Annotated in this window: 18 protein-coding genes; 12 read left to right on the top strand and 6 right to left on the bottom strand. The window is 68.4% G+C overall.

What is annotated here, in order from left to right; genetic code table 11:
• Positions 1-10 precede the first annotated feature (10 nt).
• Together ACX80H_RS01000 and ACX80H_RS00995 are read left to right on the top strand one after the other, a co-directional pair.
• Entirely contained in the window at positions 11-487 is a 477-nt protein-coding gene (locus ACX80H_RS01000) for a GNAT family N-acetyltransferase (RefSeq protein WP_459310572.1), read from the top strand.
• The gene (locus tag ACX80H_RS00995) at positions 484-1806 is read left to right on the top strand and encodes an alpha/beta fold hydrolase (RefSeq protein ID WP_459310571.1); all 1323 of its coding nucleotides are present in this window, start codon (positions 484-486) and stop codon (positions 1804-1806) included. The genes ACX80H_RS01000 and ACX80H_RS00995 overlap by 4 nt, the downstream gene beginning before the upstream one ends.
• A 106-nt stretch (positions 1807-1912) precedes the next feature.
• On the opposite strand, the gene ACX80H_RS00990 is transcribed toward ACX80H_RS00995, so the two are convergent.
• The 3 genes from ACX80H_RS00990 to coaE all read right to left on the bottom strand — a co-directional run bounded on the left by ACX80H_RS00990 (position 1913) and on the right by coaE (position 6439).
• Positions 1913-2998 (bottom strand): TerC family protein, encoded by a 1086-nt coding sequence (locus ACX80H_RS00990; RefSeq protein WP_459310570.1) that lies wholly within the window; start codon positions 2996-2998, stop codon positions 1913-1915.
• A 284-nt stretch (positions 2999-3282) separates the two neighbouring features.
• Positions 3283-5358 (bottom strand): excinuclease ABC subunit UvrB, encoded by a 2076-nt coding sequence (uvrB, locus tag ACX80H_RS00985; protein WP_459310569.1) that lies wholly within the window; start codon positions 5356-5358, stop codon positions 3283-3285.
• 82 nt (positions 5359-5440) lie between these two features.
• Positions 5441-6439 carry a dephospho-CoA kinase gene (coaE, locus tag ACX80H_RS00980; protein ID WP_459310568.1) on the bottom strand — a complete coding sequence of 333 codons (999 nt, stop codon included), beginning with the start codon at positions 6437-6439 and terminating at the stop codon, positions 5441-5443.
• Positions 6440-6558: 119 nt separating this feature from the next.
• On the opposite strand from coaE, the gene ACX80H_RS00975 reads away from it, so the two are divergent.
• Positions 6559-8226: a RecQ family ATP-dependent DNA helicase gene (locus tag ACX80H_RS00975; protein WP_459310567.1), complete on the top strand. Its 1668-nt coding sequence runs from the start codon at positions 6559-6561 to the stop codon at positions 8224-8226.
• A gap of 34 nt (positions 8227-8260) precedes the next feature.
• On the opposite strand, the gene ACX80H_RS00970 is transcribed toward ACX80H_RS00975, so the two are convergent.
• The gene (locus ACX80H_RS00970) at positions 8261-8599 is read right to left on the bottom strand and encodes a DUF8129 domain-containing protein (protein ID WP_459310566.1); all 339 of its coding nucleotides are present in this window, start codon (positions 8597-8599) and stop codon (positions 8261-8263) included.
• A 218-nt stretch (positions 8600-8817) separates the two neighbouring features.
• Here ACX80H_RS00970 and ACX80H_RS00965 point away from each other — a divergent pair, with 218 nt between their 5' ends.
• From ACX80H_RS00965 to ACX80H_RS00950, 4 genes are read left to right on the top strand one after another with little or no spacing between them, the layout of a single operon-like run.
• Positions 8818-9105, top strand: coding sequence for a hypothetical protein (locus ACX80H_RS00965; protein ID WP_459310565.1), 288 nt, complete (start codon positions 8818-8820; stop codon positions 9103-9105).
• A gap of 28 nt (positions 9106-9133) precedes the next feature.
• Complete coding sequence (locus tag ACX80H_RS00960) at positions 9134-9262, top strand: hypothetical protein (RefSeq protein WP_459310564.1); 129 nt, start codon at positions 9134-9136, stop codon at positions 9260-9262.
• Positions 9263-9272: 10 nt separating this feature from the next.
• On the top strand, positions 9273-9698 hold the full coding sequence (locus ACX80H_RS00955) for a hypothetical protein (RefSeq protein ID WP_459310563.1): 426 nt from the start codon (positions 9273-9275) through the stop codon (positions 9696-9698).
• A 1-nt stretch (position 9699) separates the two neighbouring features.
• On the top strand, positions 9700-10839 hold the full coding sequence (locus ACX80H_RS00950) for a class I SAM-dependent methyltransferase (RefSeq protein ID WP_459310562.1): 1140 nt from the start codon (positions 9700-9702) through the stop codon (positions 10837-10839).
• 222 nt (positions 10840-11061) lie between these two features.
• Here the strand turns inward: ACX80H_RS00950 and rpsA are convergent, their stop codons facing one another.
• Positions 11062-12534 carry a 30S ribosomal protein S1 gene (gene rpsA, locus ACX80H_RS00945; RefSeq protein WP_104117334.1) on the bottom strand — a complete coding sequence of 491 codons (1473 nt, stop codon included), beginning with the start codon at positions 12532-12534 and terminating at the stop codon, positions 11062-11064.
• 380 nt (positions 12535-12914) lie between these two features.
• Here rpsA and ACX80H_RS00940 point away from each other — a divergent pair, with 380 nt between their 5' ends.
• The 5 genes from ACX80H_RS00940 (at position 12915) to ACX80H_RS00920 (ending at position 19218) form a co-directional block, all read left to right on the top strand.
• Positions 12915-14471: an ABC transporter substrate-binding protein gene (locus ACX80H_RS00940; RefSeq protein ID WP_459310561.1), complete on the top strand. Its 1557-nt coding sequence runs from the start codon at positions 12915-12917 to the stop codon at positions 14469-14471.
• A gap of 22 nt (positions 14472-14493) precedes the next feature.
• Positions 14494-15435, top strand: a complete 942-nt coding sequence (locus tag ACX80H_RS00935) for an ABC transporter permease (protein WP_459310560.1) — start codon at positions 14494-14496, stop codon at positions 15433-15435.
• The gene (locus tag ACX80H_RS00930) at positions 15428-16258 is read left to right on the top strand and encodes an ABC transporter permease (RefSeq protein ID WP_459310559.1); all 831 of its coding nucleotides are present in this window, start codon (positions 15428-15430) and stop codon (positions 16256-16258) included. The genes ACX80H_RS00935 and ACX80H_RS00930 overlap by 8 nt, the downstream gene beginning before the upstream one ends.
• Positions 16255-17898, top strand: coding sequence for an ATP-binding cassette domain-containing protein (locus ACX80H_RS00925; RefSeq protein WP_459310558.1), 1644 nt, complete (start codon positions 16255-16257; stop codon positions 17896-17898). The genes ACX80H_RS00930 and ACX80H_RS00925 overlap by 4 nt, the downstream gene beginning before the upstream one ends.
• A gap of 87 nt (positions 17899-17985) precedes the next feature.
• Positions 17986-19218, top strand: coding sequence for an MFS transporter (locus ACX80H_RS00920; RefSeq protein ID WP_459310557.1), 1233 nt, complete (start codon positions 17986-17988; stop codon positions 19216-19218).
• Positions 19219-19328: 110 nt separating this feature from the next.
• Here the strand turns inward: ACX80H_RS00920 and ACX80H_RS00915 are convergent, their stop codons facing one another.
• A complete protein-coding gene (locus ACX80H_RS00915; protein WP_459310556.1) occupies positions 19329-20630 on the bottom strand; it encodes a GNAT family N-acetyltransferase in 1302 nt (433 codons plus the stop codon).
• Positions 20631-20659: the final 29 nt, after the last annotated feature.

Here is a 20659-nt window from a genome sequence, read left to right as displayed (position 1 = left end):
GGCTGGGGGGATGAATGCCATTCGCGAAGCCCGGCCGGCGGACGTCCCGGTCATCCTCCAGCTCATCCACGACCTCGCCATCTACGAGCGCGAGCCGGACGCGGTGAGGAACACCGCCGAGTCCCTCCAGGAGGCCCTGTTCGGGGAACGGCCCACCATCTACGCCCATGTCGTCGAGGCGCAGGGATCGATCCAGGGCTTCGCCCTGTGGTTCCTCAACTACTCGACCTGGGAGGGAGTGAACGGCATCTACCTCGAGGACCTGTACGTGCGTCCCGAAGCCCGGGGCGCCGGCTTCGGCAAGGCCCTCCTCGCCAACCTGGCGAAGATCGCTGCCGACCGCGGCTACGCCCGCGTGGAGTGGTCGGTGCTGAACTGGAACGAGCCGTCCATCCGCTTCTACGAGAGCCTCGGCGCCCGTCCCCAGTCGGAGTGGAGCACCTTCCGGCTGACGGGTGATGCCCTCGCGAAAGTCGCTGCCCTGTGAACCAGGGGGCGGTGCAGCCGGCCGCGGACCACACCATCGGCCGGACGCTCGTCCTGCGCGGCCTGCGCGCGACCGGCCACGTCTTCCGCGTCCCGCTGGACCATGCGGACCCCGCCTCCGGAGACATCGAGGTCTTCGCCCGCGAGTACTCCTCGCTGGAGCACGCCGACGACGAGGCCGCCCGGCTCCCCTGGCTGCTGTTCCTGCAGGGCGGCCCCGGCGGACGGGGCGTGCGCACCACGCAGCTCTCCGGCTGGATGAAGGCCGCGGCCAGGAATTTCCGGATCCTCATGCTGGACCAGCGGGGCACGGGACTGTCCACGCCGGCCGACGCCGTCACGCTGGCCTCGCTGCCCACGGCGCAGTCCCAGGCGGACTATCTGGCGCATTTCCGGGCGGACTCGATCGTGGCGGACGCCGAACTGATCCGCCGCCGTCTCGGGAGCCCACCCTGGACCGTGTTCGGGCAGAGCTACGGGGGCTTCTGCACCCTCACCTACCTGTCGGTGGCCCCCGCAGGGATCGAGTGCGCCCTGATCACCGGAGGACTGGCACCCCTGTCGGGCAGCCCGGACGAGGTGTACCGGGCGACGTTCGCCCGGGTCGAGGAACGCAACCGCGAGTACTTCGCCTGGTACCCGGAGGACCGGGAGCTCGTCACCCGGATCGCCCGTCACCTCGACGACGTCGAGGAGTACCTGCCCAGCGGTGAGCGTCTCACGGCTCGGCGCTTCCAGATGGTGGGCTCGTTCCTCGGCGGGAACACGAGGGTCCACGGCCTGCACTACCTGCTCGAGGACGCCTTCACGCGGACCCCCGGCGGACCCCGCCTGTCGGCGACGTTCCTGGAGCAGGTCCACGGCATCGTCAGCCGGGCATCACAGCCGCTCTATGCACTCCTGCACGAGTCGATCTACTGCCAGGGCTCCGCCTCGGCATGGGCGGCGCAGCGGGTGCTCGAGGAGTACCCCCGGTTCCGCGATGATGCAGTGGAGCCCCTGCTCACCGGGGAGATGATCTACCCCTGGTACTTCGAGGAGGACCCGGCGCTCCGTCCATTGCGGGAGGTCGCCGATATCCTCGCCGAGAAGGACGACTGGGGTGCACTGTACGACGCGGATGTCCTGGCGACCAACACCATTCCCGCCGCGGCTGCCGTCTACCGCCACGACATCTACGTCGACCGGAACCTCTCCCTGGCGACGGCAGCGGCCGTGCGCAACCTCCAGGTGTGGGAGACGGACGAGTTCCACCACGACGGGATCGCGGATGACGGCGAGGCGATCTTCGAGCGGCTCCTGTCGATGACGCGCCGGTAGGAGCCGCTCGACAGCATTGCTGCCCGAACACGGAAGGACCCCGCCAAGGCGGGGTCCTTCCGTGTTCTCTGCGCGGGATCTCCGGTGCGCGGGGTGCGTCGCCTGCTCAGTGGCGGCGGTCCTTGGCGCCGGCCTCGTCCGCGGCGTGGTCGAGTCCCTCGTCGACGGCCGGAGAGGATGACGTACCGTCCACCGGTCCGCCCGAGCGCGCTGCAGCTGCCTCGATAGCCCGTGAGCGGATCAGGCTGGCGATCACGGCGATGACGATCGTCGCGACGATCACGGCCAGGGACAGGAAGGTCGGGATCTCGGGAGCCCACTCGATGTGCTCGCCGCCGTTGATGAACGGCAGCTCGTTGACGTGCATCGCGTGGAGGATGAGCTTGACGCCGATGAAGGCGAGGATCACGGAGAGCGCGTGCTTCAGGTAGATGAGGCGCGTCATCAGCCCACCGAGCAGGAAGTAGAGCTGGCGGAGGCCCATGAGCGCGAAGATGTTCGCCGTGAAGACGATGAACGCGCTCTGGGTGAGGCCGAAGATGGCGGGGATGGAGTCCACGGCGAACAGGAGGTCGGTCAGGCCGATCGTCACGAAGACGATGAGCATGGGGGTGAAGACCTTCTTGCCGTCGACGACCGTGCGGACCTTGTTGCCGTCGTAGGACTCGGACATCGGGAGCACGGACTTGAGCTTCGTGATGAGCTTGTTGTCTCCTGCGTGTTCCTCGTCCTCGCCGGAGTCCGTGGCCTGCTTGTAGGCGGTGTAGAGGAGGAACGCGCCGAAGATGTAGAAGATCCAGCTGAAGTTCTCGATCACGGCAGCGCCCAGGGCGATGAAGATGCCGCGCAGGACCAGGGCGATGATGATGCCCACCATGAGCACTTCCTGCTGGTACTTCCTGGGTACCGAGAAGCGCGCCATGATGATGATGAAGACGAACAGGTTGTCGATGCTCAGGCTGTACTCGGTGATCCAGCCGGCCACGAACTGCCCCCCGTACTCGGGTCCCGTGAAGGCGAACATCAGTGCGGCGAACACGAGGGCGAGGCCCACGTAGAAGGCGACCCACAGGCCGGCTTCCTTCATGGAGGGCTCGTGCGGGCGCTTGACCACGAGCAGCAGGTCGAACAGCAGGATGATCCCGAGCACGACGAACGTGCCGATCTCGAATGCCAGGGGCAATGCGGGCATGGAGTACCTTCCGGAGGGTGCAGTGGATTGCCGTAAGTCTCTCCGCCGCGGCGTGCTGCCGACCGACCGCTACGTCCGGCAGGGCGACGGTGCCTTACGTGTTGACGTCCATAGCGCTTGGGATACTCCCCTACGTACCGCCAATGGTACCCGGGCAGCGGCGAAGGCGGCGAATACGCACTTCACCGTGTAGATTCGCCGGCCTCCTTGACGTGGTCCCGCTGCTTCTCCCGCGGCTTCTCCCGCTCTCCCGCCGCTTTCCCCGCGGCCTTGCCGCCCTCCGCTCAGGCGTGCCCGGCCGACTGCATCTGCCGCAGTTCCTTCTTCAGGTCGCCGACCTCGTCGCGCAGGCGGCCGGCCAGTTCGAACTGCAGCTCGGCTGCAGCAGCATGCATCTGGTCGGTGAGCTGCTGGATCAGGTCCGTGAGGTCCTCCGCGGGAACAGAGGCCAGCCCCTCGTGGCGGCCCGCGCCCTTCTTCGGCTTCCGGTTCTTGCCCGCCTCCTCGAGGAGGGCCCGCGTGTCGGCGTCCTCGCGGTTGATCGTGTCGGTGATGTCCGCGATCCGCTTCCGCAGCGGCGTGGGATCGATCCCGTGCTCGAGGTTGTGCGCGACCTGGATGGCCCTGCGCCGGTTCGTCTCGTCGATGGCGCGTTCCATGGAGTCCGTGATGCGGTCCGCGTACATGTGCACCTCGCCCGACACGTTACGCGCGGCACGTCCGATGGTCTGGATCAGGGAGGTGGTGCTCCTCAGGAAGCCCTCCTTGTCCGCGTCGAGGATACTCACGAGCGACACCTCCGGAAGGTCCAGGCCTTCCCGGAGGAGGTTGATGCCGACCAGGACGTCGAACGTCCCCATGCGCAGTTCGCGCAGGAGTTCCACGCGCCGCAGGGTATCGACGTCGGAGTGGAGGTACTCGACCTTGACGCCGTGCTCGAGGAGGTAGCCGGTGAGGTCCTCGGCCATGCGCTTGGTGAGGGTGGTGACGAGCACGCGCTCGTTGACCTCCACGCGCTTGCGGATCTCGCCGAGCAGGTCGTCGATCTGGCCCTTGGTCGGCTTGACGACCACCTCGGGATCGACGAGTCCCGTGGGACGGATGATCTGCTGGACGTAGCCGTCGGCCTTGCCGAGCTCGTACTTGCCCGGTGTGGCGGACAGGTACACCGTCTGGCCGATGCGCTCCAGGAACTCGTCCCACTTCAGCGGGCGGTTGTCCATGGCCGAGGGCAACCGGAACCCGTGATCGACGAGGGTCCGCTTACGGGAGGAGTCGCCCTCGTACATGGCACCGATCTGCGGGATGGTCACGTGCGACTCATCGACGACCAGGAGGAAGTCGTCCGGGAAGTAGTCGAGCAGGCAGTGGGGCGCAGACGCCGGGTCCCGGCCGTCGATGTGGCGCGAATAGTTCTCGATGCCGTTGCAGAAGCCCATCTGCTGCATCATCTCGAGGTCGTAGGTGACGCGCATGCGGAGCCGCTGCGCCTCGACGAGCTTGTTCTGGGACTCGAGTTCCGTGAGCCGCTGCTGCAGCTCGTCCTCGATGTCCTTGATGGCCCGCGTCATGCGGTCAGGGCCGGCGACGTAGTGCGAGGCGGGGAAGACGTACATCTCCTCCTCCTCGCGGATCACGTTGCCGGTCAGGGGATCGAGCGTGTAGATGTTCTCCACCTCGTCGCCGAAGAACTCGATCCGCAGCGCGTGCTCCTCGTACATCGGGATGATCTCGACCGTGTCGCCGCGCACGCGGAAGGTGCCGCGGTGGAAGTCCATGTCGTTGCGTGTGTACTGCATACCGACGAACTGCCGCAGCAGCTCGTCCCTGTTCATCTGGTCACCCCGGCGCAGCGTGACCATCTTGTTGATGTATTCCTCGGGCGTCCCGAGGCCGTAGATGCAGGAGACGGTCGCGACCACGATGACGTCCCGGCGGGTCAGCAGCGCGTTCGTGGCCGAGTGCCGGAGGCGCTCGACCTCCTCGTTGATCGACGAGTCCTTCTCGATGAAGGTGTCCGTCTGCGGGACGTAGGCCTCGGGCTGGTAGTAGTCGTAGTAGGAGACGAAGTACTCGACGGCGTTGTTGGGCAGGAGCTCGCGGAACTCGTTGGCGAGCTGCGCCGCGAGGGTCTTGTTCTGCACCATGACCAAGGTGGGGCGCTGCACCTGCTCGATGAGCCAGGCCGTCGTCGCGCTCTTGCCGGTACCCGTGGCCCCGAGGAGGACGACGTCCTTCTCCCCCGCGTTGATGCGCTCGGCCAGTTCCTTGATGGCGGTGGGCTGGTCACCTGCCGGCTGGTACTCGCTGATGACTTCGAAAGGTGCCACAACACGCTTGATATCCTGCGCAAGACTCATGCGTTAACGGTAGTCCCTGCCTATGACACTTCTCCGCGGATTTGCTGGCGGCTGAAAGGCCTCGTCGGCCCGGCTGTTCCGTTCAGGCCGCGGAGGCGGGGACGCTCACGGTCACCGTGACGTCGGTCGCCGGATCGGCGCCGCGATGCACTGCCGGATGCCCCGCCGGATGCCCTGCGACCGCCGCTCCGGTGAGCGGGAACCCGGCTGCTGTGACGGCGTCGGATGCGGCGCTCAGCAGCTCCGCCCGCTCGACCGTCACGCGCACCGAGGCGGACGCGACGTCGTCGTGCCCGGGAGGACCGAGAGGACGGGTAAGCCCTGCAGAACTGGCAGGTGCGCTGCCGTCCTCGACGGAGGCCCCCGAACCCGCCGGAAGCGCAGCAGCGATCTTCGCCCGGACGCGGCGCGCCAGCCCACTCGTCCCTGCGAGCCCAACCGCCGTCGATGGGGCCCCTGCGGCGGCCCTGCCCCCCGCCAGGTTGTCGCGGAACGGGAGGATGCGTTCGCGCCACAGCCCTTCCGTCGCCGCCAGCAGATCCTCCAGCGAGCCCTCGTTCACGAGGACGGCGTCCGCCTCACGGAGCCGCTCGGTCCGGGATGCCTGAGCCGCGATGCGCTGTTCGGCGTCCCTGCGCTCCATGCCGCGCTGCCCGATCATCCGCTGGACCCGGAGGTCGTCCGGCGCGTCCACGACGACGACGAGGTGGAAGCGCGCGGCCTGGCCGGTCTCGACCAGGAGCGGGATGTCCTCCAGCACGACGGCGTCGGCGGGCGCCGCGTCGATCAGTTCCGCCGCCCGGGCGCGTACCCGCGGATGGATGATGCCATTGAGCCGCGCGCGGGCCCCCTCGTCGCCGAAGACCAGACGGCCCAGGGCGGGCCGGTCCAGCCCGCCTCCTGGAGCCAGGACCTGCGGCCCGAAGGCGGCCACGACATCGCCGAGGCCCTCCGACCCAGGCTCCACCGCCTGGCGTGCCAGGAGGTCGGCATCCACGACGACGGCGCCGAGGCCCGCGAAGGAGCGCGCTACCTCCGACTTGCCCGCGGCAATGCCCCCTGTCAGTCCTATGCGCAGCATGAGGCCAGACTAGCCGGATCTCCCCCGCCCGCTGTCAAGCGCCGCCCCCTGCGCGGAGGGCGGACGGGTATGTCGGTGCCCTTCAATACGCTAAGGGGACTTATCTTTCGAGGAGCACTGTGACCATCACCTTGCAGGACCTTCAGGACACCGCCGCGTCCACCTTCGGCTGGGACGACCTGCGCCCGGGTCAGGAACGGGCCATGGAGGCGGTGCTCGAGGGGCACAGCGTCCTCTGCGTGATGCCGACCGGATCCGGCAAGTCGGCGATCTACCAGGTGCCGTCGATGGCGCTTCCCGGCGTCGCCGTCGTGATCTCCCCCCTGATCGCCCTGCAGCACGACCAGGCGGACTCGATAAACGAGAGTGCCGGTGTTGTCCGGGCCCACGTCATCAATTCGGGCATCAGGAAGAGCGAGCTCGACGCCGCCTGGGAGGCCGCGTCGGACGGCAACGAATCGACACGGGCGAAATTCCTCTTCCTCGCCCCGGAGCAGATCGCCCGGGACGACGTCGCCGCACGCCTGCGCTCCCTCGACGTCTCACTGGTCGTCGTCGACGAGGCGCACTGTGTGTCCTCGTGGGGACACGACTTCCGGCCGGACTACCTACAGCTCGGCCACCTCGTGCGCGAGCTCCGCGTGCCCGTGATCGCCCTCACGGCGACAGCCTCCCGCCCCGTGCAGAAGGAGATCGTCGAGAAGCTCCACCTGAAGGACCCGGTGATCATGGCCGAGGGCTTCGACCGCCCCAACATCTCCCTCGACGTCGTGCAGCATGTCGAGGAGGACGAGAAGCATCGGGCCGTCCGTGACCAGGTTCTCGCCGTCGCCGGGCCGGGGCTCGTATATGTCGCGACGAAGAAGGCGGCCAACGCGCTGGCGGCGGAGCTGCAGGAGCACGGAAGGAGCGCCGACGCCTATCACGCCGGCCGCCGGAAAAAGGAGCGCGAGGCGGTCCACGAGGGCTTCCTCGACGGCACGATCGACGTCGTCGTCGCGACGACGGCCTTCGGTATGGGCATCGACAAGCCCGACGTGCGTTTCGTCGTCCATGCCGACATCTCGGACTCCCTGGACAGCTACTACCAGGAGTTCGGGCGCGGCGGCCGTGACGGGCTCGACGCACAGGCCGTCCTGCACTACCGCCCGGAGGACCTGTCCCTGAGACGGTTCTTCGCTGCGAAGTCCGTCAACCGGACGCAGGTCCGGAACCTGTTCATGCTCATCGCCGCCCAGGACAAGCCGGTGAAGATGAAGAAACTGAAGGAGCTGTCGGGCCTGTCCCCGCGGACACTGACCGGGCTCCTCAACCTGCTCGCGGCCTCCGAGAGCATCGGTGACGGGGTGAAGGGCTACCGCGCCCGGAAGCTGTCCGCGGACGAGGCGGCGGTCAGGGCGGTGGAGCAGGCGGAGAACCGGGAGCGGATCGACCAGTCGCGCGTCGAGATGGCCCGCCGCTACGCCGAGACGAGAGGGTGCCGCCGACAGTTCCTGCTGTCCTACTTCGGGGAGGAACTGCCCGGGCCCTGCGGGAACTGCGACAACTGCACGCGGGAGAAAGCAGCTGCGGGTCCGGAGTCGGCAGAGGCGACCCCCGCCGGGGAGCACGTTGTGCCGTTCGAGGTCGACGCGACGGTCGAGCACCCCGAGTGGGGTCGCGGGACCGTCATGGGTTACGAGGAGGGAATCATCACCGTCCTGTTCGACTCGACCGGGTACAAGACCCTGTCGGTCGAGCTCGTGCTGGAAAAGGACCTGCTGGCTGCCGTGCCGCCCGGACGGTGAGGCGGCACGGCAGCGAAGGACTGGCAGGGGAGGACTAGCGGGGCTGGGCCGGGTTGGTGGGGTCGCCCTGCGACGGCGGGTTGATGGGCGGTCCGGAGGTTGCGGGGCTGACCGGGGAACCACCCGCGCTACTGGTCACCTCGGGCGTGGACGTGCCGGCACCCTCGGAGAGCTCGGCGCCGCCCTGCACCGCCTCCAGGCGTTGCTGGAGGACGAGCTTGATGGGGAGTCGATTCCCGTGCGCCTCCTCGTAGTCGATCAGCGCCCGCAGGCCGCCCTCGTCGAGTCCCGTGATGCGGGTCGGCAGGGTCCCGAGCGGGATGTGGTCGTAGTCCGGCAGCGGCAGTGCGTTCTGGTCTGATGATCCGGTCACGTCAACTCCTAGGCTCCTTGGGAAGCGTGCTTAGTAATTCCAGCCTAGGCACGGGAGATGCCGGCGGGCAAGGGACTCGTCCGGACAGTAGCGGAAGCGAAGGGATCGCTGTTCCTACACCCTCCGGCGGCTCGGTGGAACAAGGGATTCGGCCCGGGGGTCGGTGTCCATCCCTGATATTTTGTACTCAATTCGAACTTGTTGCCGAGGCTGGAACCGTGACTTCTCCGATGGAAGAACTGACTTTCGTCTTCGCCAGACTCAAGGTCGTCCTGCTCGCGGAGGGGAAGGCCGGGCGGGTGGTCGAGGACCTCGCCGAAGCCGTGAAGAAGTCGATCCCCGGGCCCCCCGGAGCCGGGGTCTCCCTCATGGACGACCAGGGCCGACGGCGCAGGACCGCAAGCAGCCCGCGCTCCTCGCCGGCAGCCGCTCCTCGGCAGCGCGCAGCCGGACAGCGCGCCCGCGGCGGCGAGCAAGGCCCTGCAGGATGCGCTCGGTACGCGTGACCCCGTCCACACGGCGCGCGGAATCCTGATGGAGCGTCAGCGGCTGGACGCCGACAACGCGATGCGGCGGATGTTGTCGGAGGCTGCGAGCAGCGGGGCGGACCTGCGGACGGTGGCCCTGTCCGTGGTCTACGGCACCGCCGGTAGCTCCCACTAAGGCGTGGCCCATGGAGAACCATCCGGATCACGAACATCAGCGAATACACCTCCTTCGGGCGATCCGTTATGCCCAGATCGACGCCAGCGAACTGTGGCTGCACTACTTCGGCCTGGGCGGTGATGCCGGCGAGTACGAAATGGAGGCGTACCTCCAAGGCTCGTTCACCCTCCCTCCCCTGCAGCGGGACCTCCTCGCCCACGTTGCCAACGAACTGATCGACAGGTTGCCGCCGCCACACCGTGCTCCGTACAGCACGGATCCCGCGAGCGATGCGGGACGGTCCGGCAGTGGCGTCCCCCTGGCGCCGGGAGGGAGCGGTTCGGACGGTCGGGCTCTCGACTGGCTCTTCGACAACTCGCAGGGTGGATCGGAGCCGGACGCCAACGACGCGGTCCCTCCGTCCCCTGACGGAACGGGCGACCCGTGCACCTAGGATGGTGGAAGTGAGCCCGTTCAACCTCGACCACCTGCGCCGCCGGCCCGACGTGGAGGCGCCGGAACTGGTCGCCGTGGACGCAGCCGATCGTCTGATCCTCGACACGGCAGCGGACCGTCGTGGTCCCGCCGGCGGCATCGCAACCATCAACGACTCCTACGGAGCCCTGACGCTGGGGGCTGCGAGCCTGACCGGCGGAGCCGCGATCCCGGTGTTCCAGGACGGCATCGTCAATGAGCGGGCCCTCGCCCTGAATGCCGCCGACCAGGGCATGGGCAGCTCCTACCGATCCTGTCCCCTCGACGCGACCCTGCTCGACGGCGTCTCCACCGTACTGCTGCGGCTGCCGCGGTCACTGGACGAACTCGACGAGATCGCCTGGACGATCGCGGCTTACGGGCAGCCCGATGTGCAGGTCCTGGCAGGGGGCAGGCTCAAGCACATGTCCGTCTCGATGAATGCCGTGCTCGGCCGGTACTTCGACGACGTGACCGCCGGCCTGGCGCGGCAGAAGTCACGCGTCCTCGTCGCGTCGGGCGTGCGCCCCGTCGGCGGATCCACCTTCCCGCGGAGCGCACGGTACGACGTCGGCCTCGGTCGGCCGCTCGAACTCCGGGCCTACGGCGCGACGTTCGGCGGTGCGGCGCTCGACCCCGGCACGCAGTTGCTGCTCCCCCACCTCCGCGGACTGGTGTCACCAGGCAGCGGCGAGGTCATCGATCTCGGATGCGGGAACGGCGCCATCTCCACCTACCTCGCACTGGCTCATCCGCACCTCAGCATCCATGCCACCGACCAGTCGGCGTCCGCGACCGCCTCCACTGCGGCCACGGCAGCAGCCAACGGGGTGGCCGACCGGATCAGGGTGAGCCGGGACGATGCGCTGTCCGCGCTCCCCGACGCATCGGCGGGCGCAATCGTCCTCAACCCGCCGTTCCACATCGGCAGCACGGTGCATGCCGGCATCGCCCATCGGCTCTTCGACGCCTGCGCGCGGGTCCTCGCGCCGGGCGGTGAGCTGTGGACGGTCTGGAACAGCCATCTGCGCTACCGGCCCGTTCTCGAGCGGACGATCGGGCCCACCGCCCAGCTCGCCCGCTCGCCCCGGTTCACGGTCACACGTTCGACCCGCCGGTAGGCGCCCTGCGCACGAACTCCCGGCCCCCAGTGCCCGTGCCCGCGAGGCACGCTGTTGCGCGGCGGTCTGCAGTGACGGGCTCGGCCACAGCTGGCAACGATCGGATAGCAGAAGCATGGTCTGGCACGGTCGAAGACGCCGATCGAAAGCACTGTTAACGGCAGAAGGCCCCCGTCCTGGTGGGCGGGGGCCTTCTGAGCGTCGATCAGCCGGACAGGAAGCTTACGCTCCGGTCAGCTTCTCACGCAGTGCTGCGAGTGCCTCGTCCGACGCAAGCGTGCCGGATCCGGTGTCAGCGGCGACGGGCTCCGAGGAGTAGCTCGTCGCGTTCGACTCGACAGGCTCGTTCGCTGCAGCGGCGTCGTCGGACGCGTGCTGAACAACCTGCTTCTTGTGGGACTCCCAGCGGGACTGGGCCTCAGCGTACTGAGCCTCCCAGGCGGCGCGCTGCGTCTCGTAGCCCTCGAGCCATTCGTTCGACTCGGGGTCGAAGCCCTCGGGGTACTTGTAGTTGCCCTCTTCGTCGTACTCGGCGGCCATGCCGTAGAGCGCGGGATCGAATTCGGTGCTGTCGGCGTCGACGCCCTCGTTGGCCTGCTTGAGGCTGAGGGAGATGCGGCGGCGCTCGAGGTCGATGTCGATGACCTTGACGAAGAGCTCGTCACCCACGGAGACAACCTGCTCGGCCAGTTCGACGTGGCGGACAGCGAGCTCCGAGATGTGCACGAGGCCTTCGATGCCGTCCTCGACGCGGACGAACGCACCGAAGGGAACGAGCTTCGTGACCTTGCCGGGAACAACCTGGCCGAGTGCGTGCGTACGGGCGAAGGTCTGCCAGGGATCTTCCTGCGTAGCCTTCAGCGACAGGGAGACACGCTCGCGGTCCAGATCGACCTCGAGGACCTCGACGGTGACCTCCTGACCGACCTCGACGACCTCGGAGGGGTGGTCGATGTGCTTCCAGGACAGCTCGGAGACGTGGACGAGACCGTCGACGCCGCCGAGGTCCACGAACGCACCGAAGTTGACGATCGAGGAGACGACGCCCGGACGGACCTGGCCCTTCTCGAGCTTGTTGAGGAACGTGGAACGGACCTCGGACTGGGTCTGCTCGAGCCATGCACGACGCGACAGAACGACGTTGTTGCGGTTCTTGTCGAGCTCGATGATCTTCGCTTCGATCTGCTGGCCGATGTACGGAGCCAGGTCGCGGACGCGACGCATCTCGACGAGGGACGCGGGCAGGAAGCCGCGCAGACCGATGTCCAGGATGAGGCCACCCTTGACGACCTCGATGACGGTACCGGTGACGACGCCGTCTTCTTCCTTGACCTTCTCGATGTCGCCCCAGGCGCGCTCGTACTGAGCACGCTTCTTGGAGAGGATCAGACGGCCTTCTTTGTCTTCCTTGGTGAGAACCAGAGCCTCGACCTGATCGCCCACGGAGACGACGTCTCCGGGATCGACGTCGTGCTTGATGGAAAGCTCGCGGGAAGGAATGACACCCTCGGTCTTGTAACCGATGTCGAGCAGGACCTCGTCGCGGTCGACCTTGACGACCGTACCCTCGACGAGATCTCCGTCGTTGAAGTACTTGATGGTGGCGTCGATCGCTGCGAGGAAGTCCTCAGCGGTGCCGATGTCGTTGATCGCGACTACGGGGGCACCTTGCTTCTCGGTGGTGGTGATGGTCATGTAGTTGGGGCTCCGTTGTGGAAGATTACTTGCTCCGGTCATGACGGATACCGCGATTCCAGCTGGGCCGGGAGCGGGTTCCGATGTCCGGATGTGGACGAAATGGAAAGAACCTCGGAAGATTCAGGAGTGGTACCGCGCCCCAGGGCCGCCGGCTTGCACCGGAATCCACCAGAACGCACTACGCGCCTGTCTAGTCTAGCCTCGGGGTCCAACACCGTCAAAGCAGCGCGGTCGGGTCGGGGGTCTCCACCGATCGTCCGCGACCCCTTCCTTGCGAGGTGGGATACCTCGAGTTCCTATCGGCCTCAGGTAAGGCTAGCCTAAAGAGTCCCCGCTTCACTTTCTGCCCCCTCGGCAGCCCTTCAAGGTGGTTCCCCGTGCGTTCGTCCTTCCAATCCCGTGTCCTCGTTGCCGCGGTGGCCGCCCTCGTCCTCACCGGCTGCGGATTCAGTGGTGGTTCGGCTCCCTCCGATGACAGCACCGCGGCAGCCGACACGAGCCAGCGCATCGTGGTCGACAACTTCCGGGCTCCGGTGGCCGACTGGGCAATTGAATCCGATGCCGCCTACATCCTGTCGCTGTCCGGCTGCCTGGAGACGCTCACCCGGTACGACCAGAAGGAAGGGAAGGTCCAGCCCTCTCTGGCCACCGAGTGGAAGCAGGCCTCCCCCCTGGAATGGGACTTCACCCTGCGCCAGGGCGTCTCCTTCCAGGACGGCACGGAAATGACCGCGGAGTCCGTGGTATCCGCGCTGAACCACGTCCTGGACGCCGAGGTCCCGGCGCGGGCCTTCAACCGGACGATGATCAGCTCCGTCAGCGCCGTGGACTCCGATACCGTCCGGGTGAGCACCCCGGAGGACAATCCCCTGGTGCCGTACCGCCTGGCGAGCGTGAATACCGGCATCCTGGCTCCCGCCGCCTACGGGGACGGCCAGGTGGATCCGTTCGGGCACTGCACCGGCCCCTTCACGCCGGTGTCCGAGCAGCCCAAGCAGTCCCTGACCCTGGACCGCAACGAGAATTACTGGGGCGGGGACGTGCAGCTCGCCGGAGCGGAGATCCGCTTCATCACGAACGGCGCCACCCGGGCGGCCCAGATCCAGACCGGGGAGGCGGACATCTCCCTGTCGATCCCCGTGTCCAGTCTGGCGACCCTGAAGGGCGCGTCCGGAGTCACCGTCCTCGAGGCGGACTCGCCGCGCACGGCGACGCTCTATCTGAACAACGGGCGCGCGCCGCTCGATGATGTGGACGTCCGCAGGGCGATCCGGAAGGGCCTGGACCTCGACGCCCTCGCGGCCAGCGTGTACGAGGGTGCCGCCCTTCCGGCCACGGGTCCCTTCGCCTCCTCCGAGCCGTGGGCGGACGGCGTGGGCGAGGACCAGGAGCAGGACCTGGACGGGGCCCGCGATCTGCTCGCCGCCGCCGGCTACACCGCTGACCGACCCCTGGAGATCATCGCCATCGTGGAACGTGCGGAGTTCAGCGATGTCGCAGCCGTGATCCAGGAGAACCTGAAGAACATCGGCATCCCGGTGACCATCGAGGCCAAGGAGTATGCAGCGGCGGAACCGGACGTCCTGGCCGGCGACTACGACATGCTGCTGAGCCAGCGCAACCGACTGATCGACATCGCCGATCCCATCGGCTTCCTCACGGCGGACTACACCTGCGAGGGCACGTACAACCTGAGCCATTTCTGCAGTGCGGAGTACGACGGCGTCATCGCCGAGGCGGCGGCGACCGTGGACCAGACCGAGCGCTACGCGCTGTACGCCGAGGCAGGCCGCATTCTCCAGGACGAGGCCGTCAACACCTGGCTCGTGAACGAACAGGCCACCGACGCTGTCCGCACCAACGTCCTCTCCTACGTCCAGGACCCGCTCTCCCGCTATGTCCTGACGGCGGAGACCGCGAAGACCGCACCGTAGCCCTCCAGCAGACAGCCCCTCCATGCTGCACTTCATCACCAAACGCATGGCCACCCTGGTGGCCGCCGTCGCGGTGTCCTCCTTCGCGGTGTTCCTCATCCCCTACCTCACCCCGGGGGACCCGGTGCGGAAGATCATCCGATCACGGGTGGCCGGGGACGCGGTGGACGAGGCCACCGTCCAAGGCCTGACCGAGAGCCTGGGCCTGGATGACCCCCTTCTCGCCCAGTACCTGCGGTGGGTGGGCGACGTCGCCGGCGGCGACATGGGGCTGTCCTATGTCAGCAGGACTCCGGTGGCGGAGCAGGTGCTGCCGGCGTTGGCCGTCACCCTCAGCTTGGTGGTCCTGTCGCTCGGACTGGCGGTCTCGCTCGCCCTCCCGCTGGGCATCGTCTCCGGGCTCCGGCCGGGAAGTGCGGCGGACAAGGCCATCACCGCTGTCACCCAGGCCCTCATCGCCATGCCCGAGTACTGGGTGGCGCCCGTGCTGGTCCTGGTCTTCGCCCTCGAACTGTCCGTGCTGCCCACCGCCGGCTGGAACGACCCGTCGTCCGCCGTGCTTCCCGCAGTGACACTGGCCCTGCGGCCCATCAGCTTCTTCACCTCGGCGGTCCGGGCAGGCATCATCGACAGCGCAGCGGCGGACCATGTCCTGGCCTCGCGTGCCCGCGGCCTGAGCCGGGCCCAGTCGGTGGTGCGCCATGTCATCCCGAACGGGCTGGTCCCCCTGTCCACGCTCTTCGCCGTGTGGTTCGCGGGGCTGCTGGGTGGTTCCGTCATCGTGGAGGTCATCTTCGCCGTCCCGGGAATGGGTCGGCTCCTCTTCGATGCCGTCGTCAACGGCGACATCCCGCTCGCGCAGGGCGGGGTGGTGGTGGTCGTGGTACTCGCGGTCGTTGTCACCACGGCGGCCGACCTCGTCCACCGGTTCCTGAGCCCGGCGCTGGGAGCATCCCTTGCGTAGCCGGATCACCGGAACGACCGTCGCCGCGTCCGTCCTCGTCCTCATCGTCCTCATCGTCCTCCTGGCGCCCTGGCTCGCGCCCTACCCGCCCGCGGAGCAGAATCTGACCGAGCGCCTCGCTCCTCCGTCCGCCGGGCACTGGCTGGGCACCGACAACCTGGGCCGGGACACCCTGAGCCGCATCCTGGACGGCGGCCGCTTCTCCATGTCGGTGGCGGCGCTCGCCACCGTGTCGACCTGCCTGCTGGGGGTGGCCATCGGCGTCCTGAGCGCACGGCGCCGGGGCTGGGTGGACGAGTTCCTGACCCGGACGAACGACGTCCTGCTCGCACTGCCGGAGATGGTGGTGGCGCTGTTCGTCGTGGCGGCGCTCGGTACGGGGTTCGGGCCGCTGCTGCTCGCGCTGACCGTCACGGGATGGACACCCTTCGCACGTCTGGCACGGGCCCTCGCCTACGACGTGTCCGCCCGTGGCTTCGTCGAGGCAGCGCGCGTGGTGGGCTGCCGGTCGTCGTTCATCGTCCTCCGGCATGTCCTGCCGCACCTGGCAGCTCCCGTCCTCGGACAGGCGGCGCTGCGGTTCGGGCACCTGCTGATCAGTGTGGGAGCCCTCTCCTACCTCGGTCTGGGGGTGCAGCCCCCACAGGCCGACTGGGGGTCCATGATCGCGTCCGCCCAGCCCTTCGCCGACCGCGCTCCGATGGGGATCCTCGCCCCCGGCCTGGTCATCTTCACCGTGGCGCTCTGCGTGACCCTGCTGGGCCAGCGTGTGGCGCGCAGAACGGCACCTCCCCTGCTCCTTCCCGCCGGGACCGACTCGTGACGGCGGGTCTGGTCCTGGACGGTCTCGACGTCCGCACCGACTCCTCCGAGAGCCGGGGTGCGCCCCTGCTCGACGGCGTCTCCCTCTCGGTCGGTCCCGGTGAGTTCGTAGCGCTGGTCGGTGGGTCCGGCTCGGGGAAGACGCTGACCGCGATGTCCTGCCTGCGCCTGCTGCCGCCTCGGCTCGCCATCACCGGCGGCTCCATCCGGCTCGGCGACCTCGATCTGACCCGGGCCGCCGAGCAGGAACTGAACAGTGCCCGTGGCGGCAGGCTGGGGATGCTGTTCCAGCAACCCGGGCGCATGTTCAATCCGAACCGGACCGTCGGCCACCACCTTCGGGAACCCTTGCGCCTGCATGCGGGCCTCAGGGGTGTGGGAGCTCGCAGCAGGGCCCTCGAACTGCTCGCCGAGGTCGGGTTCCCGGATCCGGCCCGGGGCCTCCGGGCCTATCCGCACCAGCTCTCGGGCGGGATGGCCCAGCGCGCCATGACGGCCGTGGCGCTGGCGGGGCAACCGGAGATGCTCCTGGCCGACGAACCCACCTCCGCGCTGGACAAGGTCCTGGAACGGCAGATCCTCCAGTTGCTCGACCGGGAACGCCAGGAACGCGGACTGGGCATCCTGTACATCACCCACAACATCGCGTCCGTCGCCGCATACGCCGACCGCGTCCTGGTCATGAGTGCCGGATCCATCGTCGAGGAGGGCGCCACGAGCGAGCTGCTCGCCCGTCCCCGGAACCCCTACACCCGGGAGCTCCTGACCGCCGCCCGCCTCGCGCCCGAGTCCCGACGCCGTCCGCCCTCCACAGAACGCGAGATCCTGGTCCTGGACGGGGTGGGCAAGAGCTTTCCGGCAGCCCGGAGGAAACGCCACACCGCCCTCGAGGACGTCTCCCTGTCCCTCAGGCGCGGGGAGATCCTCGGCATTCTGGGCCAGTCGGGGTCGGGCAAGAGCACACTCGCGAAAGCCGTCGTGGGGCTGGAAGCCGTCAGTACCGGGTCCATCACGCGTTCTCCCGACGGCGCCGACGGACACCGGATCACCGCCGTGCAGCTCGTGTTCCAGGAGCCGCACAGCGCCTTCGACCCCCGCATGACCCTGCGGACCAGCCTCCGCGCACCGCTCCACGCACGCCGGGAACTGACGCCGACGGAACGGGACGACCGGATCAGCGCTGCGATGGAGGAGGTGGACCTGGACGAGAGCCTGCTGGACCGGTACCCCGGCCAGTGCTCGGGTGGCCAGCTCCAGCGGGCCACCATCGCCCGGGCACTCCTCCTGGAGCCACAGATCCTGATCTGCGACGAGGCCACCTCCGCACTGGACGCGCTCTCGCAGCGCACCATCCTGAATCTACTGCTCCGCCTGCAACGCGAGCACCACCTGTCCCTGATCGTCATCTCCCATGACATGGACGTGGTGAGGTACATGTGCGACAGGGTTGCCGTCATCCTGCAGGGGCGGGTGGTCGAGGTGGCCCAGACCCGGGACTTCTTCGCCACGCCCCTGCACCCGCACAGCCGGACACTGGTCGCCGCGTCGATCCCCTGTCGCGCCGAAGGACTCTGGACGGCTGTGCATGCTCCAGCGAGGGTCCGGGCGCCGGAGGGGAAGGCATCCCGTGACGAGGCCTGACGCGCCGCTGCCGCGCCCGGCTGCCCGCCCGACCCGCGCTCCGGATCACCCCGAGGTGACGCGCTCCGCCTCCAGTGATTTCTCCCGATGATCGCTGCTCCCTCGACGACCCGGGCCGGCGCGTCGGTGCTCCTGTCCACCCAACTGGTCTTCAACATCGGCTTCTACGCCGTCGTCCCGTTCCTGGCGCTCGTCATGTCCGAGGACCTCGGGCTGGGTGCCGCCGCCATCGGCCTCGTGCTCGGTGTGAGGACCTTCAGCCAGCAGGGCCTGTTCCTGCTCGGAGGGGTGCTCACCGACCGGTGGGGCCCTCGCCGCAGCATCCTGTCCGGCTGCGTGCTCCGGGCAGCGGGCTACTACGGACTGGCCGCGGCCGACAGCTTCTGGCCGTTCCTCCTGAGCGCCGTACTGACCGGCATCGGTGGCGCCTTCTTCTCGCCCGCCGTCGAGGGTCTCGTCGGCGCACTCGATCGAGCCGGCGCAGCGGACGGCAGCCGGCGCCGGAGTCTGTTCGCGTGGCTCGTCCTGTTCGGCGAGGTGGGCGCGGTCACCGGGCCCCTGATCGGGACCGGCCTCCTGCCACTCGGTTTCCCAGGCGTCGCCAGGTCCGCCGCCTGCCTCTTCCTCACCGTGGGCGTGGTCCTGTGGCTGATCATGCCTCGGGGGCTTCCGGCGACGGCCACCTCGCCCCGGCCAGTATCCGGGGGCTACGACACCTGGGCCTGCTTGCGGGAGCGCCGCTTCCTCGCGTTCTGCGCGTTCTTCGGCGTCAACCTGCTCGCGTACAACCAGCTGTACTTCACGCTCCCTCTCGAGCTCCAGCAGAGCGGGGCGGGCGCCGGACTCCTGGGGGTGCTGTTCGCCATCGCCTCGATCCTGACGATCGCACTCCAACTACCGGCGTCGTCCGTGGCGGCGAGGATGGGGACGGTCGCGGCGCTACGGGTCGGGTTCTCGTGCATCGCCGTGGCCTTTCTGATGATCGCGCTGCTCGGTACCACCGGCATGCACCTCGTGCCCGGACTCCCGGCGGCCACCGGACCGGTATGTCTCGTCGTCCTGCTCAGCCTCGGACGCATGCTCGTCGGGCCCGCCGGACTGCAGCAGGTCCATGGTTTCGCCGGGGCACGACCGCTGGGCGCCTATTACGGGCTCCTCGCCAGCTGCGGGGGCCTGGCCGTCGTGTGCGGCAACAGCCTGATAGGTGCCCTCCGGGACACCATGGGCAGCACCTCCGGTTGGTTGCTCCTGGTCCTCCTCAGCGGGGCTGCCGCTGCCTTCCTCCCCCGTTTCCTTCCCCTGCCGTCCCCAGCGGAATGACCTCCGCCGGACACCGGCCCACCCCTTCCACCTGCACCCTCGGATCGGACGCCGGCGGTGCGCTTCGCGGACACCCTCGGTCCGATCGGACGCTCCACCTGGAGGCGGATCTAGAAATGCGTGATGCAGTACGGCTCCTCGGAGCGTCCGAACAGCGTGTCGAGGAGATCGACGGCGTCCTCGGCTGCAGCGTCGAGAGCGCCGGCCGCTGCGAGTGCTGAAGCCGACACTCCCCCGAGGTACAGCGAACCGAGCGCATTGATGGTGAGGGTGGCGTCGGGTGCCGCCGCGGCCTCGACGTGCTCCACCTGGGCGACGCCGTCCACGACGGTCAGGACGTAGGAGCCGCCGGCGAGCCCGAGCGCGTCCAAAACCTCCAGGACGATCGTGCCGCTCCCACGGAACGAGCGGCTGCCGAGCGCGGCCGGCACGTCGAGCAGGCGGACCCAGAGGACGTCCTCGGTCCCCTTGACCTCGTAGCAGCGCCGGTCGCGCAGCGCCCAGGGCAGCGGGTCGTCCCGCCGTGCTCCGTCCCAGGTGATGACCTGCACGAGATCGAGCGATCCCAGGTAGCGCCACAGTTCGAGATAGGCGGAGGGAGTCGCCGCGACAAGGTCCACGATCTTCATCGTGTAGGGCGTCGTCTCCCAGCCCGCGAAGCGGTACGACACGTACCCCGTGGGTGTTCCCGCAGCGTCGTAGTGCACAGCCATCCGCACGGTCCGGTCCTCGACCGGCCGCTCCCTGCCCCACGCGCCCGAGGCACGGCGTGGGTAGGCGTACTGCCGTGCGACGGACCCGAAGGTCGCCTCCTGGAAACCCGCGAAGATCTGCTCTGCGAGGCGCACCGCGTGCTCTCGTGCGACGAGCGTCGTCGTGCCCGTCCTCGGGGCCACCACCTCGAAGCGCTCCCGGACGTCCACTTCGACGCTCTGCGTGAAGGTGGCGCAGCCGAAGCCGAACCGGCCGTAGATCGTGGCTTCCGACGCGGTCAGGATGGCAAGCGGACGGCCCCGCTCCTTCGCCTCACGCAGGTCCCTGGTCATCATGGAGCGCAGGATGCCGTTGCGCCGATGGCTCGACCGCACGGTGACGGCCGTGATCTGGTGGGCGTCGATCTGGCCCCCACCGACGTTCAGCGGGTGCACCATGGTGCCGTAGGTGGCCACCGGGTGGTCGGCACCGAGTGCTTCGGCGGGCTGCGCCGGGTCATGGACGCCCCACAGCACCCGCTGGTCCTCCCGGTATGCAGCCAGGAACCGCGGGATGTCCTCGGGGTCGAAGGTCCCCTCGTGGAACCCGATTCCCTCGGCGTTGAGCCACTTCGCGAAGCGGCCGTCCGCGGTGGCATCCTCCTCGGCGCCGGGGGTGAAGATCTCGGTGTGCAGGTCGGGTTTCATGTCGTCGCTCACACCTCACCACCCTAGCCCGGAGCCTTCCC

The sequence above is a fragment of the Arthrobacter pasteuri genome (assembly GCF_054510955.1).
This window is presented reverse-complemented; position numbering and strand designations above follow the sequence as displayed.

Bases quoted from the DNA above. Each gene is read 5' to 3' on its own strand.
- ACX80H_RS01000 (WP_459310572.1), top strand. From the start codon at position 11: ATGAATGCCATTCGCGAAGCCCGGCCGGCGGACGTCCCGGTCATCCTC.
- ACX80H_RS00990 (WP_459310570.1), bottom strand. From the start codon at position 2,998: ATGCCCGCATTGCCCCTGGCATTCGAGATCGGCACGTTCGTCGTGCTC.
- uvrB (WP_459310569.1), bottom strand. From the start codon at position 5,358: ATGAGTCTTGCGCAGGATATCAAGCGTGTTGTGGCACCTTTCGAAGTC.
- coaE (WP_459310568.1), bottom strand. From the start codon at position 6,439: ATGCTGCGCATAGGACTGACAGGGGGCATTGCCGCGGGCAAGTCGGAG.
- ACX80H_RS00960 (WP_459310564.1), top strand. From the start codon at position 9,134: ATGGAGCGTCAGCGGCTGGACGCCGACAACGCGATGCGGCGGATGTTG.
- ACX80H_RS00955 (WP_459310563.1), top strand. From the start codon at position 9,273: ATGGAGAACCATCCGGATCACGAACATCAGCGAATACACCTCCTTCGG.
- ACX80H_RS00950 (WP_459310562.1), top strand. From the start codon at position 9,700: ATGGTGGAAGTGAGCCCGTTCAACCTCGACCACCTGCGCCGCCGGCCC.
- rpsA (WP_104117334.1), bottom strand. From the start codon at position 12,534: ATGACCATCACCACCACCGAGAAGCAAGGTGCCCCCGTAGTCGCGATC.
- ACX80H_RS00935 (WP_459310560.1), top strand. From the start codon at position 14,494: ATGCTGCACTTCATCACCAAACGCATGGCCACCCTGGTGGCCGCCGTC.
- ACX80H_RS00920 (WP_459310557.1), top strand. From the start codon at position 17,986: ATGATCGCTGCTCCCTCGACGACCCGGGCCGGCGCGTCGGTGCTCCTG.